Source organism: Anaerotignum neopropionicum (assembly GCF_001571775.1).
GTDB classification, from domain to species: Bacteria; Bacillota; Clostridia; order Lachnospirales; family Anaerotignaceae; genus Chakrabartyella; species Chakrabartyella neopropionicum.
The window spans coordinates 184906-200336 of sequence record NZ_LRVM01000005.1 but is presented as its reverse complement, the minus strand read 5'-3'; the positions used below and the strand labels follow the sequence as shown (position 1 = coordinate 200336).

General features: G+C 41.5%; 11 protein-coding genes. 9 read left to right on the top strand and 2 right to left on the bottom strand.

Translation table 11 applies throughout. The features are described from left to right. Positions 1–22: 22 nt before the first annotated feature. From pfkA to CLNEO_RS09630, 4 genes are all read left to right on the top strand, one after another. A complete protein-coding gene (gene pfkA / locus CLNEO_RS09645; RefSeq protein ID WP_066087986.1) occupies positions 23–1003 on the top strand; it encodes a 6-phosphofructokinase in 981 nt (326 codons plus the stop codon). Between the two features lie 333 nt (positions 1004–1336). Continuing rightward, complete coding sequence (pyk, locus tag CLNEO_RS09640) at positions 1337–3106, top strand: pyruvate kinase (RefSeq protein ID WP_066087983.1); 1770 nt, start codon at positions 1337–1339, stop codon at positions 3104–3106. A 409-nt stretch (positions 3107–3515) separates the two neighbouring features. After that, complete coding sequence (locus tag CLNEO_RS09635) at positions 3516–4733, top strand: DUF819 family protein (protein ID WP_066087982.1); 1218 nt, start codon at positions 3516–3518, stop codon at positions 4731–4733. A gap of 44 nt (positions 4734–4777) precedes the next feature. After that, a complete protein-coding gene (locus CLNEO_RS09630) occupies positions 4778–5749 on the top strand; it encodes a dipeptidase (RefSeq protein ID WP_066087980.1) in 972 nt (323 codons plus the stop codon). A 252-nt stretch (positions 5750–6001) separates the two neighbouring features. Here the strand turns inward: CLNEO_RS09630 and CLNEO_RS15845 are convergent, their stop codons facing one another. Together CLNEO_RS15845 and CLNEO_RS09625 are read right to left on the bottom strand one after the other, a co-directional pair. Further along, the gene (locus tag CLNEO_RS15845; RefSeq protein ID WP_157723540.1) at positions 6002–6202 is read right to left on the bottom strand and encodes a hypothetical protein; all 201 of its coding nucleotides are present in this window, start codon (positions 6200–6202) and stop codon (positions 6002–6004) included. Positions 6203–6379: 177 nt separating this feature from the next. Beyond that, positions 6380–6931, bottom strand: coding sequence for a cupin domain-containing protein (locus tag CLNEO_RS09625; RefSeq protein WP_066087979.1), 552 nt, complete (start codon positions 6929–6931; stop codon positions 6380–6382). A 342-nt stretch (positions 6932–7273) separates the two neighbouring features. On the opposite strand from CLNEO_RS09625, the gene yhbY reads away from it, so the two are divergent. The 5 genes from yhbY (at position 7274) to gltB (ending at position 15429) form a co-directional block, all read left to right on the top strand. After that, on the top strand, positions 7274–7576 hold the full coding sequence (gene yhbY, locus CLNEO_RS09620; protein ID WP_066087975.1) for a ribosome assembly RNA-binding protein YhbY: 303 nt from the start codon (positions 7274–7276) through the stop codon (positions 7574–7576). Between the two features lie 20 nt (positions 7577–7596). Beyond that, entirely contained in the window at positions 7597–8727 is a 1131-nt protein-coding gene (locus CLNEO_RS09615; RefSeq protein ID WP_066087972.1) for a DUF2974 domain-containing protein, read from the top strand. A 12-nt stretch (positions 8728–8739) separates the two neighbouring features. Next, on the top strand, positions 8740–9972 hold the full coding sequence (gene nadD, locus CLNEO_RS16535) for a nicotinate-nucleotide adenylyltransferase (protein WP_066087970.1): 1233 nt from the start codon (positions 8740–8742) through the stop codon (positions 9970–9972). Between the two features lie 11 nt (positions 9973–9983). After that, entirely contained in the window at positions 9984–10319 is a 336-nt protein-coding gene (gene rsfS / locus CLNEO_RS09605) for a ribosome silencing factor (RefSeq protein ID WP_066087967.1), read from the top strand. Between the two features lie 556 nt (positions 10320–10875). Beyond that, positions 10876–15429 carry a glutamate synthase large subunit gene (gene gltB, locus CLNEO_RS09600; RefSeq protein ID WP_066087964.1) on the top strand — a complete coding sequence of 1518 codons (4554 nt, stop codon included), beginning with the start codon at positions 10876–10878 and terminating at the stop codon, positions 15427–15429. Positions 15430–15431: the final 2 nt, after the last annotated feature.

The following is a 15431-nucleotide window of genomic DNA, read 5'->3' as shown; positions in this document are numbered from 1 at the left end:
TTTGGGATAGGAGGGAAATGTGATGGAACAAAAAAAGATTCAAAAAATAGGCGTATTAACCAGTGGAGGGGATGCTCCGGGGATGAACGCTGCCATTCGTGCGGTTGTAAGAACAGCTATTTTTCATGATATTCAAGTAATTGGTATTCGTAAAGGCTATAACGGCTTGATTAATGGTGAAATTAAAGAAATGTACAGCAAGGATGTTTCCAATGTAATGAACCTGGGCGGTACTATTTTGCATACGGCACGCTGTCCGGAAATGATGACAGAGGAAGGCTTGAACAAAGCGGCTGCAATTTATAAAATATTGAGCTTGGATGCATTGGTTGTCATTGGCGGCGACGGCTCCTATAGAGGTATGGGCGAACTGGCAAAGCTTGGCGTAAACTGCATTGGTATTCCTGCAACCATTGACCTGGATATGAACAGCACAGAATATACCATTGGCTTTGATACTGCCGTAAATACAGGGATGGATGCTTTGAATAAGCTGAGGGATACATCAAGCTCACATGAGCGGTGTTCCGTGGTTGAGGTTATGGGCCGTGATGCCGGATATATTGCGGTGTGGTGCGGCATGGTTGGCGGAGCAGAGGACGTTATGTTTCCCGAAGCAAAGAATATTATTGATAGCCAAAAGGTGATTCAACAGATTTTGGCAAATCGGAGCGTTGGAAAACGTCATAATCTGATTGTTGTTGCCGAAGGCGTTGGCGGAACGCAGAAATTGGCAAAGGATATCCAAGATATTACAGGAATCCAGACAAGAGCCACCATCCTCGGCCATTTGCAAAGAGGAGGAAGCCCCACAGCTGTTGACCGTATGCACGCCTCCATGATGGGCTATCATGCCGTAAAAGCCATTATGGAAGGAAAACAAAATCAGGTGGTTAGTTATAATAGAGGAAGATACGAAGTGATTGATTTAGGGGAATCCTTCGAGATAAAGAAAACTTTGGATCAGGATATGTACAATGTAATCAAAATTCTTGCGATATAACGGACTTTCTTAAGTTCTGCGCCAATGAGGCGGAGAGCATAAGAAAAGTATGCAGGAGGAGCGAAGCGGAGAATGCATAGGGAGTGTTGAAAACACCGTCCGTTATAAGTAAAATTATGAAATAATTTTACGCATAGTCGAAGACGGACTTTCTTAAGTTCTGCGGCGATGAGGCGGAGACCTTAAGCGGTGTTTATCCCTCCGTTTGGAATGAAATTGATAGTTATAGCTTTGGGAGTGGTTATAGTAATCAAAATTCGTTTTACTTATCAAAGAGTTACGATTGCATTTTACAATAAATTAATTTGAAAAAAAGAAAGAGGAGGTACTGCAATGCGCAGGACGAAAATTGTTTGTACACTGGGACCAGCAACGGACAGTGTTGAAATTATGAAAAAATTAATTCAAAATGGATTGGATGCTGCCCGTGTGAATTTTTCTCATGGAACCTATGAATCCCATGGGGAAATGATTAATAAATTAAAACAAGCCAGAGAGGAACTGGGGGCACCCATTCCCTTAATTTTGGATACTAAAGGCCCTGAAATTAGAATTAAAACCTTTGCCGAGGGGAAGATTCTTTTGGAAGAGGGCGATAGATTTACATTAACCACGGAAGATGTGGAGGGGACGAAGGAAAAGGTATCCGTAACCTATTTGGACTTACCCAATGATTTGCAGGTTGGTTCCCGTGTATTGATTGATGATGGCTTAATTGAATTGAAGGTAGACCGAATCGCAGGGCCGGAAGTGCAATGCACTGTTGTAAACGGTGGTAAGGTTGGGTCCAGAAAAGGGGTGAATCTCCCCGGCATTAAAGTAAATTTGCCAGCTTTAACAGAAAAAGATATTGAAGATTTGAAATTCGGGATTGCCAATGACTTTGATATTGTTGCTGCCTCCTTTATCCGATCTGCTTCAGATGTGACAAGAATTAGAAAGGTATTGGAAGAAAACGGCGGCGATGGCATTCATATTATTGCGAAAATTGAAAATCAAGAGGGCGTAGACCATATTGATGAAATTTTAGAGGTTTCTGATGGCATTATGGTTGCTAGAGGGGACTTGGGTGTGGAAATACCACCGGAAGAAGTGCCGTTGGTTCAAAAACAGTTGATTGCAAAGGCAAATCAGCGCAGTAAACCTGTCATTACGGCCACCCAAATGCTAGAGAGCATGGTGAACAGCCCAAGACCCACCAGAGCAGAGGCAAACGACGTTGCAAACGCTATTTTTGACGGCAGTGATTCCATTATGCTTTCCGGCGAAACAGCGGCAGGGAGTTTCCCCCTTGAGGCAGTTGCAACCATGGCTCGTATTGCGGAAAAAGCAGAAAGCAGCATTAATTACAGTAAATTATTGACCAGACAGCCTGACGGCGTAACAACAAATATTACCAACGCAATCAGCTTTGCTGCTTGTACAACGGCTGCTGAATTGAATACGGCATGTATATCCACTATTACACAGTCTGGCTTTACAGCAAGAATGATCTCCAAGCATAGACCGGTTTGCCCTATTGTTGCAGCAACCATGTCGGATCAGGTATGGCGTCAGCTTAATTTGGTTTGGGGCTGCAAGCCAATGCTCTATAAAGAAAAGCTGCAGCAAGGACAGGTTTTTGATACTGGCATGAATATTATTCAAAAAAGTGGGCTTGTGAAAAATGGCGATACAGTTGTTTTGGCATTAGGCATGCCCCTTGGTGTAAGCGGTGCAACCAATACCCTTCGGGTGGATATTGTTGGAGATGTGCTTTTCAAAGGCATAGGTGTGGGTACAAAAAAGGCCAGTGGCAGAGCAAGAGTCATAAAAAGACGGGAAGATATGGAACGTAACTTCCAAAAAGGTGATATTCTTGTTGTAGCAGCTACGGATAACGATTTTATGCCTTATATTCAAAAGGCTTCGGCCATTATTGTAGGGCCGATGGATCATAGTGATGATTGCCACGCAGAAATTGCAGGCAGAGCTTTGGATATACCGGTAATTGTTTGTAATGCAAAAGTAACAGACTTTATTCCAAATGATGCGCTGATTTCTGTGGATGCATCTACGGGGTTTGTTTGTGCGGGGTTGCCCCAGAATAAGCATAAAGGATGAGTCGTAATGCATAATGTATCAAGCGTCTGATTTAAAAGGTCATGTTTAAAAAGCATGGCCTTTTTGTATTTAAAAAAGAACAAGCAGAGTTTAATTATAGTAAAAAAATATTAGTGGTTTTTTTTGATTATTTCGTTATATTTCATAAAATAGTCAATAAGAAATTGTACAAAAAAACGATGGTTGCATGAATAAGGCTGAAAAAAAATATAATAAAACGGGAATGCTTTCGTTATTTGCGTGATTGACAGAAAAAGAAAAAAATGATAGTATTGTGAACAAAGATTCAAGATATTGAATTAATTCAAGATATTGAATGATTCTTCATTGGTCTTAAGTTTGCATTTTGCAGCAAAAGTGCAAACACGGAATTTTACTTTTTAATTTTTTATTTAAAGGAGGAGATATTATGACAGGTTCAACATTGATTAGTGCTGACAACACGTGGGCACTCATGGCCATTACTTGTGGCTGGGTTGCGTTCTCCATTTACGCAGAGCAGACATGGGCTTGGGCCTCCAAACTATCCGGTGCAATTATTGCGCTGATTGGAGCATTGCTATTAACAAACTTTAACGTTATTCCCACAAGTGCCCCTTGGTTTGATGACATTATTTGGGGTTATGTAGTACCCTTGGCGATCCCCCTGCTGCTGCTGCAGTGTGATATTCGCAAAATTTGGAAGGAATCTGGGAAATTATTATTTATTTTCTTAATTGGTTCTATTGGTACAACTGTTTCCGCAGTTGTGGCCTTCAATTTATTGCAGAACAGCGTTCCCGATCCTGCTGGTGTTGCGGCAATGATGACAGGCTCCTACATTGGTGGAGGTGTGAACTTTGCTACTTTGTCAGGTTCCTTTGCAATTCCTGGTGAGACTGTTGCGGCTACAACCGTTGCGGATAACCTTTTGATGGCTTGTTACTTCTTTGTATTGATTGCAATTCCAAGCATTAGTTTTTTCCGCAAGGCCTATAAGCATCCCCATTTGGATGAGGTGGAAAGTGTTGGTGTTGATGAAGCAGCAAAAACACAAGCAGCTGCATACTGGGAAAGAAAACCCATTTCTTTAAGAGATATTGCTGTTGATTTTGCAATCAGTGCCATTATTGTCTGGATTTCCTTTTCAATTGCAAAAATTTTAGGCACAGCGATTCCTACGAGTAACCCTTTCTTAAAAACTGTTAACGCTTTATTTAGTAACAAATACTTGATTATGACAACCGTAGCTATGCTTGTGGCAACCTTTGGTTCAAAACATGTGGAAAAAACAGCAGGTGCTCAGGAAATCGGTACATACTTAATTTATTTGTTCTTATTTGTTATCGGCGTTCCTGCATCCATTAAACAAATTATTGTAAATGCACCATGGCTGTTTGTATTCTGCCTGATTATGGTTGTTGGAAATATGCTTTTTTGCTTTGTTTTTGGCAAATTGTTCAAATTCAATCTGGAGGAAATCATTCTTGCATCAAATGCAAACATTGGCGGTCCTACGACAGCGGCGGCAATGGCGATTTCCAAGGGCTGGGTAAAATTAGTAGGCCCTATTATGCTGGTTGGTACACTGGGTTATGTCATTGGTACATATTTCGGCACCTTCATCGGACAATTGTTTGGCGCATAAACACATAAGCAAATGAGTTTTTTAGAGACGAAAAGAGGAGTATTATGATTTTTGACGGACATTCTGACATCTTTACCGATGTCACCATCAAACGCCTGCTTGGGGAAACGCAGGTAATTAAGAACCACCACCTGACCAGATTGCGTAAAGGCGGAGTTGAGGGAGGCTGTTTCGTCATTTGGATTGACCCACCTTATGACAAAGAACCATCGAAAAGGCTAGAGCAAATCCTGAAGGCAACAAAGGAGGAAATGGCTGAGTGTGATAAGGCGGTATTGGTGCATAACATGGCTGAAATCGAAGCGGCGAAAAAAGCGGGAAAATTCTTTATCCTATTGGGGATGGAAGGCCTTTCTGGCATCGGAGAGGATGTGGAGCAAATTCATATGCTTTACGATTTTGGTGCCCGTCATGCCATGCTGACATGGAACGAGCAAAACCCATTGGCAACAGGCGTGCAGGGTGATCCTTGCAGAGGGCTGACAGAGCTTGGCAAAAAAGCCGTTCGTTTGCTTCAGCACAAAAAAATGATTATGGATGTTTCCCATCTCAATGAGCGTTCCTTTTGGGATGTTATGGATGTATCGGAAGGCCCAATTCTAGCATCTCACTCCAATGCAAAGGCGCTGGCGGCAGCGGCTAGAAACTTAACGGACGAACAGCTATTGGAAATAAGAGATACAAAAGGTTTGGTGGGCTTAAACTCCTTCAATCTTTTTGTAAGTGAGGATGTCAATGGGCAAAATGTAGATAATTTGGTTAAACATGCATCCTACATAGCGGACAAAATCGGCGTAGAGCATCTTGGCTTCGGTTTTGATTTCTTTGAATTTTTATCGACAGACTCAATGAGGAGTTACAGCAGTCAAGAAACCTCATTTACCGTTGGCTTGGAGGATTGTTCCAAGGTTCCTGAATTGCTGATTAAAATGAAGGCAGCAGGATTTACGGAGAAAGAGTTGGAGATGGTTTCCGGTGGCAACTGGTTAAACCTGATACACAGAGTGATTGGTTAAATATTAAAAGCTTCCCGATGTTTTTACAAAAAGGTAATTTAAATGAGATTCTATTAAGACTCAATAACCTCAAAAAAAGAGGCGGACATTTTTGTCCGTCTCTTTGATTGCCGAAACCTTCGGGCGTTGGGTTAGGAATTTTGCTGCGCAAAACCATCACTGTGTGATGGAAGCGTTTTCTTCGCTGTACCATCCAAACCTGCTTGCTTTTTGAAAAAAGCAAGACCAAAAACTTTTATTGAAACCGCATAGCTAAGCGGTTTCAGATGGGTCAAGGGTGAAACCCTTGTGGGTGTTTGAGGGCAAAGCCATCAAGGTTTTGACTTTATAGACACTCTGAGGCGGATATTTTTGTCTGTTTCTTTGATTGCCGAAACCCTCGGGCGTTGGGTCAGAAATTTTGTTGCCCAAAACCATCATTGTGTGATGGCAGCGTTTTCTTCGCTGTTCCATCCAAGCCTGCTTGCTTTTTGAAAAAAGCAAGACCAAAAACTTTTATTGAAACCGCATAGCTAAGCGGTTTCAGATGGGTCAAGGGTGAAACCCTTGTGGGTGTTTGAGGGCAAGCCCTCATGGTTTTGACTTTATAGATAAAATAAAAATACGCTGCAAATTTCGCAGCGCAGATTCTTAAAAAAATGGAGGTGTCATTGCCCAAATGGAGATGCATTCTTCCTCAGAGTTATTGATATACTTATGGGGGAGAGAGCTGTTAAAATAAATACTGTCGCCTTCATAAAGCACATATTCGTTTCCATTTAGGTGAACCGTCAATGTGCCTTTTAAAACATATCCACATTCTTCACCACTATGGCAAAGGGTTTCTTTTTCATAGGCACAGCCGCTTTTCAAACGAACTTCCGTCATATCTAACAAATGACCGGCTCGTGTGGGAGACAAAAGCTTGTAAAAGCTATTATTTCGATGGGTTACAATGATTTTATGATCTCCCCGACGGATGAGCACTCCGTCTTCTTGCTGCTGTTCTTCAAAAAAATAATTAATATTTGTGTCCAAAGCATTGGCCAATCGCCAAAGGCTGACAACGGAGGGGACTACCAAATCACGCTCGATTTGGCTGATTAAGCCCGTACTCACATCGGAAATTTTAGAGAGCTCCGCAATACTCAATTTTTTATTATTTCGCAGTTCCCGAAGTCGTGAACCGATTTGAAAATCCATGCTGCTTTCCTCCTATTTCTACAGGAACAAAAGTGATTATAATATTTTTAAAGCTTGCATTAATTTTAGCAAAATACAAATTGAATTAATATAATACAAATCAGCTTATGAGGGCATGTTAAACTCGTGGAAACACGAAAATGAATCATACCCACTTTTGTATAATATACTATATTTTATCATCAATCGTTTGACGGAACAATCTTTTTTTTAGAAAAAAAGACGAGTGGCCAAAAAATGGATAAAATGTGCTTTTTTTGGGGGCAAGATTGCAAAACAGACGTTTGTGTGCTATGATGTTAAGGATTATAGTGAGAAAGTATAAATAAATTGGAGGATTTTATGTTAACGAGCAAACAAAGAGCATATTTGCGTTCCATGGCAAACGGAATCGATGCGATTTTTCAGGTTGGGAAAAACGGTGTAACGCCTGAGCTGAGAGATACGGTGCATAGTGCGTTGGAAGCCAGAGAATTGATAAAAGTCAGTGTTTTAGATAATAATATGCTGTCGGCGGCTGAGGCGGCAGAAATGCTTGCCAGTAGAACAGGAGCGGATATTGTGCAGGTGATTGGCAATAAATTCGTATTGTTTCGTCAGTCTAAAATGAAGCCTGTCATTGAGCTGCCCAAAGCAAAAAAATAATACTTGGGGGAGAGGATTCTATGACTAACGTATTTGATTATCTGCTTTGGCGGGGAGATCTGACGTTAGAACAATCCCCGTTTCAAGATGTGGACGGACTGATTCTAACATGTTTAGCCTATCATTATTTTATAGGGGTTTTGAAGCAGTATGATACTACAGTGGTGCGTATTGAGGACTTGGCGAATCAAGTGAAGGATTTGCCCATGGAAAAGCTCCATGTGCGCGATCCCCAGGATCTTGTGCTTTTACAGCTCATGGGCAAAAGCAGGCGGTTTCAAAACATGGAGGTATGCTATTACGTTGATCAGGTGGACATGGAAATAGAGGCGCAATTTGCCGCGCTTACCGTTCTTTTGGGGGATGGCACCTTTTTTGTTGCATACAGAGGAACAGATTTGTCGCTGATTGGGTGGAAAGAAGATTTTAATATGAGCTTTTTGGATTTTGTTCCTGCGCAAATTGCGGCGGCGGCATATCTTATGTATGCAGCGCAAAATTTATCGGGGGATATTCGCATCGGCGGACATTCAAAGGGCGGAAATTTGGCTGTTTTTGCTTCGGCGGTTTGCCCTCGCAAAATTCAAGATCGCATTTTATGTATTTATAATCATGACGGCCCTGGGTTTCAAGAAGGAATGCTGCGCTTTCAAGGGTATAAGGATATTATTTTTAAAGTGCATTCTTTTGTACCCGAATCCTCCATTATTGGGATGATCATGAACCATCAAGGCGGATATACGGTTGTCAAGAGTGCAGAAAAGGGTTTGCTACAGCATGATCCTTATTCCTGGGAGGTATCGGGAAAAGACTTTGTTCGTTTGGAAGCTGTTTCTATGGAAAGTAAATTTTGGGATAAAACACTGAAAAGCTGGTTGAAAAGCCTAACACCGCAAAAAAGGGAAAAATTTGTGGATGCATTGTTTGAGCTGCTTTCCACGACCCAAGCGGATGAGCAAGGAGAGGTTGTTTTATCGCCGAAAAATGCATACCGTACGCTGCAAGCCTTAAAGGATGAAGATGAAGAAACGAAGGAAGTCATATTTGATGGACTGCGCCTGCTATGGGATGCGGTAAAAAAAACTGCGGGTGATTACGGCTTTGCATTACAAAGACTGGCAGAAGTAAAACGATTGGATAAGAAAAGATAAAGAGGCGTTCCTATGAGAAATGAAATAGCAGGTTATAAAGACTGCAAGAGCATTGCTATTATGGGCGGAACCTTTGACCCCATCCATAATGGACACTTGGTGACGGCGGAAGCCGTGCGCCATCGTTTTAATGTGGACAAGGTTATTTTTATTCCTTCCGGTAGGCCTGCTCACAAAAAGAATAAGATAATAACGGAAACAGAGCATCGTTATTTGATGGCTGTTTTAGCGACGATGCGCAATGAAAATTTTGAGGTGTCCAGAATTGAAATTGATCGGCCCGGTATAACCTATACCATTGATACCATTGAAGAGTTAAAAAGTATGTGCCGTCCGGATGTTAGGCTGTATTTTATCACTGGCGCAGATGCGATTCATCAGATTATGAGCTGGAAAGAGCCGGAACGGCTTTTATCGTTGTGTGATTTTGTTGCGGTTACCCGACCGGGATATGACAGAGAGCGTTTGAACGGAGATATTCGGGAAATTAGGGAGAAATTTACCACGCGCATTCATTTTATGGAAGTGCCGGCATTGGCAATTTCTTCTTCGGATATCAGAGAGCGCGCAAGAAGAGAGGAACCAATTAAATACTTATTGCCTCAAGCGGTGGAGGATTATATCCGTAAATTCTGTTTATATCAGGATGAGGAAAAGGATGAGGTGAAATTTATGTTGGAATTGGATGTAATGCAGGAGAAGTTGCAGTCTGCAATGTCAATCAAAAGATATATCCATACCATGGGTGTTGCCGATGAAGCGGAGCGCTTAGCTGAAATATTTGGCACACAAAAAGATAAACAAAAGGCACGGGTTGCAGGGCTATTGCATGACTGTGCCAAGGATTTTCCGCCTCAGGTGAGAGATCGCTTTTGTAAGGAATACAAGGTTCCTGTGGATGATTTTATGAAGATGGTTCCCGATCTAATCCATCCTTTTTTAGGGGCTGAGGTGGCAAAAAGGGATTATTTGGTGGAGGATGAAGATATTTTAGGCGCAATTCGTTTTCATACCACAGGCAAGGCAAATATGACTTTATTGGAAAAAATAATTTATATCGCGGACTTCATTGAACCAAATAGGGAACCCTTTGACGGGCTTGAGGAAGCCCGCAGGTTGGCATATTTAGATTTGGATATGACAATGAAGTATATTTTAGAGCAAACGATACAATATGTAAAATCAAGGGGAAGGGAATTGCACCCTTTTTCCTTGGAAGCATTAGAATATTATAAGGATTGTTGAGGAGGAACGATATGAACGCATTAGAGGCTGCGAAAATTGCCCAGGAGGCATTGGACGATAAGCTGGCACAGGATATTAAGGTTTTGGATTTAAAGGGCTTATCCAATATTGCCGATTGCTTCGTGATTGCAAGCGGAAATAATGTAAACCATTTAAGAGCTATGGCGGATGAAGTTGTACAGAATTTATTTAAAGAAGGTGTGAAGCTGCATCATTCGGAAGGCTATAGCGGCGCAACATGGATTTTGTTGGATTTCGGAAATCTCCTTGTGCATCTGTTTAATAAGGAGCAGAGAGAGTTTTATGGTTTGGATCATGTCTGGAGCGATGCTGCAGACGTAAAGTAATTGTTGTAAAGAAAGAAGCGTCACTTATTGGCTTTTATAGGTGGCGCTTTTTGATTTTGACTGTGGAAAAATTGTTTTTACTGGAAAGACAGGGAATTACTGTGTTCATTGATTAAAAACAATTGTACGCCTGCAATGGAATCAAAGAAAAAATATGAATCGTTTTTTAGAAGTGCCCATGTGAAAACGCATATATTTCTATGAAATACTATTAAAAATTTAAGTATTATTGCTAAAGGAATCTTTGGGTGTCTTATTAGTAATAGTAACTAATGTTCATATTTTTTGTTGTTTTCATAAAGTGAGTTTTTCATTTCTGGTTTTGCCATTGCAAAGTGCAACAAAATATATTATAATTGTCCCCAAGATCAAAGGAGTTCTTAAACAGCATTGCGTTGTCTGGCTGTTTAAGGGCTTTTTTTTTTCTCTAAAAAGCAAAAAAAAGGTATGTTTTGCTTAAGTTTGATCAGAAAGAATAATAAAGCATTTAAAAATTTCGAGCCGCCCGATTAAGAGCGGTATTTAGACAACGAAAGAAATAGAAAGGATGAGGGGTATGAGGGAAAATTTGTTTCAACAGCTTAAGGAACCGCAAGGCCTATATGATCCGAACTTTGAGCATGACAATTGTGGCATTGGTGCAATTGTAAATATCAAGGGAATCAAAAGCCACCAGACTGTGGAAGATGCATTAAAGATTGTAGAGAACCTTGAACACAGAGCAGGAAAGGATGCAGAAGGAAAAACCGGGGACGGCGTTGGGATTCTTTTGCAGGTTTCACATAAATTTTTTTCAAAAGAGGCAAAAAAGCTGGGATATGAAATTGGTGAAGAGGGCGACTATGCAGTAGGTATGTTTTTCTTTCCCCAAGGGGAGCTGGAAAGAAACCGTGCAAAAAAAATGTTTGAAATTATTGTTGAAAAAGAAAACCTAGAGTTTATTGGATGGAGAGAGGTTCCTACTAGCGCATCCATTCTTGGCAAGCAGGCGTTGGATTGTATGCCTTTTATTTTACAATGCTTTGTAAAAAGAAAAACTGACACGAAAAAAGGACTGGATTTTGAACGTAAGATCTATATGGCAAGGCGTGTTTTTGAACAAAGCAACGATGATTCCTATGTGGCTTCCTTATCCAGCCGAACCATTGTATATAAAGGTATGTTTTTGGTAAATCAGTTGAGATTATTTTTCAAGGACTTGCAGGATAAGGACTACGAATCTGCCATCGGTATGGTGCATTCCCGCTTTAGCACAAACACAACCCCAAGCTGGGATCGCGCTCACCCTAACCGCTTCATTCTTCATAATGGTGAAATCAACACAATTCGTGGCAATTCAGATCTGATGCTTGCCCGTGAAGAAACTATGGCGGCAGACGTATTTAAAGGTGAAATGCACAAGGTGTTGCCGATTATTAACCAGTCCGGTTCTGATAGTGCCATGTTGGATAACACCTTGGAATTTCTTGTGATGAGTGGTATGGATTTGCCTTTGGCCGTTATGGTTATGATTCCTGAGCCTTGGAGTAACAATAAAAATATCAGTCGGGCAAAAAAGGACTTTTATCAGTATTATGCTACCATGTTGGAGCCTTGGGATGGTCCTGCTTCCATTCTTTTTTCCGATGGTGAGGTAATGGGAGCAGTTTTGGACAGAAACGGCTTAAGACCCTCCAGATATTATATTACTGACGATGATAGATTAATTCTTTCCTCAGAAGTAGGTGTTTTGGACATTCCTGTGGAAAAAATCATAAAGAAAGATCGCTTGCGTCCCGGCAAAATGCTTCTTGTTGATACAACAAAGGGCACTATTATTGCGGATGATGATTTGAAGGAGCAGTATGCTACACGACAACCCTACGGTGAATGGATTGATAAAAATCTCGTTCACCTGAAGGATATTTCCATTCCTAATAAAAAAACGCCCCAGTATACAAAGGAAGAATTGATCAGATTGCAAAGAACCTTTGGCTATACATATGAGGAAGTGATGACGGCGATTTTGCCAATGGCAAAGGCGGGGGAGGAAGCCATTGCATCTATGGGTACAGATACACCCTTGGCGGTGCTTTCTGAAACCAAAAAACCGCTATTTAACTACTTTAAACAGATGTTTGCTCAGGTTACAAACCCACCCATTGATGCAATCCGTGAGGAGATTGTAACAAGCACAACGGTTTACATTGGCGGCGCAGGCAACCTATTGGAAGAAAAGCCCGAAAATTGCAAGGTTATTCGTGTGAATAATCCAATCCTTACCAATACGGATTTACTAAAAATCAAGAATATGGATATTGAAGGGTTTAAGGTTGCGGAAATCCCCATCACATACTATAAAAATACGCAGTTGGAAAGAGCAATTGATCGTCTGTTTGTAGAGGTGGATCGGGCGTACAGAGATGGTTCGAATATTATTATTCTTACTGACCGTGATGTGGACGAAAATCATGTTCCCATTCCTTCCTTGCTGGCAGTATCTGCAGTTAGCAAATATTTGGTAAAAACCAAAAAGAAAACAAGCGTTGCAATGATTTTGGAAACAGCTGAACCAAGAGAGGTTCATCACTTTGCAACACTTTTAGGTTATGGCGCTTGCGCAGTAAACCCTTATTTGGCACAGGATACCATTTCAAATTTAATTGATGAGGATATTCTGGATAAGGATTATTACGCTGCAGTAAACGACTATAATTCTGCAATTCTTCATGGAATTGTAAAGATTGCTTCCAAAATGGGTATTTCTACAATTCAATCCTATCAAGGAGCACAGATTTTTGAAGCGGTGGGCCTTGACTCTAAGGTTGTGGACAAATACTTTACCAATACCGTTACAAGAATTGAAGGCGTTGATCTGGATGATATTCAAAAGGAATTTCATGAATGGCATAACAGCGCATTTGATCCTCTGGGCTTGGCAACTGACCTTACCTTAGACAGCGTTGGCAGCCACAAATTCAGAAGCAATAAATCCAAACATTTATATAACCCTCAGACCATACATCTTTTACAAGAAGCAACCAGAACGGGGGATTATAAGCTTTTTAAAGAATACACTCGTTTAATTAATGATGAAGCAAAGGTGACCTTAAGAGGATTAATTGGCTTTAAATTTGCAGAAAACTCCATTCCCATTGAGGAGGTTGAAAGCGTAGAGTCCATTGTAAAACGTTTTAAAACAGGTGCAATGAGTTACGGTTCTATCAGCCAGGAGGCCCACGAAACCCTTGCCATTGCCATGAACCGCATCGGCGGCAAAAGCAACAGCGGTGAGGGTGGCGAAAGCATTGACCGTTTGACACCTGATCCTAACGGAGATAGCAGATGTTCTGCAATTAAGCAGGTGGCATCGGGACGCTTCGGTGTAACCAGTCGTTACTTAGTAAGTGCAAAGGAAATTCAAATAAAAATGGCACAGGGTGCAAAACCCGGTGAAGGCGGTCATTTGCCGGCGGAAAAGGTGTATCCTTGGATTGCAAAAACAAGACATTCTACCCCCGGGGTTGGTTTGATTTCTCCGCCCCCTCACCACGATATTTATTCCATTGAGGATTTGGCACAGTTGATTTATGACTTGAAGAATGCCAATCGGGATGCAAGAATCACCGTAAAGCTTTGTGCCGAGGCAGGTGTAGGCACCATTGCAGCAGGTGTGGCAAAGGCTGGCGCCCAGGTTATATTAATTTCCGGCTATGATGGCGGAACGGGGGCAGCACCTAGAACCTCCATTCAGCATGCAGGGGTGCCTTGGGAGCTTGGTTTGGCGGAAACGCATCAAACCTTGATTCGCAGCGGTTTGAGGAATAAAGTAACACTGGAAACAGACGGAAAGCTGATGAGCGGCCGTGATGTTGCCCTTGCTGCATTGATGGGTGCGGAGGAATTTGGTTTTGCAACGGCACCGTTGGTAACCATGGGCTGTGTTATGATGCGTGTATGTAATTTGGATACCTGTCCTGTTGGTGTAGCCACGCAAAATCCTGAATTGAGAAAGAGATTTAAAGGCAAACCGGAGTATGTAATCAATTTTATGTATTTTATTGCCCAGGAATTAAGGGAGTACATGGCGAAGCTTGGCTTTAAAACTGTTTCCGAAATGGTTGGCCGCAGCGATTTGTTAAAGATTCGCGACGGTGCAAGAACAAGAACCACAAAGGTAGAATTGGCTAGAATTATAAACAATCCTTTTGCAAAGCCGGGTCAGAATTATGGTTTTGATCCAAAACAGGTTTTTGATTACCATTTGGAAGAAACCGTGGATTTAAAGGTTTTGTATAAGAAGGTGAAGGACTCCATAGATACCAAAACGCCTGTTTCGATTGAAGTGGACGTAAAAAATACGGATCGAACCTTCGGAACCATTTTAGGCTCTGAAATTACAAAAAGATACCCAGAGGGACTTGACAGTGACACGGTGCACATTAAATGTAACGGCACAGGTGGACAAAGTTTTGGCGCATTTATTCCAAAGGGGCTTACCCTTGAATTGGAAGGCGACAGCAACGATTACTTTGGCAAGGGTCTTTCCGGCGGCAAATTAGTTGTTTATCCACCCAAGAAAAGCAAGCTAAAGGAGGACGAAAATATTATCATTGGCAACGTTGCATTGTATGGATCGACGGATGGCGAGGCGTACATCAATGGTGTGGCAGGGGAACGCTTTTGTGTTCGTAACTCCGGCGCAAGAGCTGTAGTTGAGGGTGTTGGCGACCACGGCTGTGAATATATGACAGGTGGTATTGCCGTTATTATTGGAAATACAGGGAAAAACTTTGCTGCCGGTATGAGTGGCGGTGTTGCCTATGTTTTGGATGAAAACAGAGATTTCTATACCAGAGTAAATAAAGAGTTGGTTTCCTTGGAAGAAGTGCTGCACAAACAAGATGTTACGGTTTTAAAGGAAATGCTGACAAACCATGTGAAATTGACAGGCTCCAAAAAAGGGCAGGAAATTCTTAAAGACTTTAGTAATTATCTGCCAAAATTTAAAAAGGTCTTGCCCCACGACTTTGACAAGATGCATAAAGCCACCGTTCGTATGGAGGAAAAAGGCTTAAGTGGAGATGAGGCATTAATTGAGGCGTTTTATGCATTCTATTCAAATAAATAAGA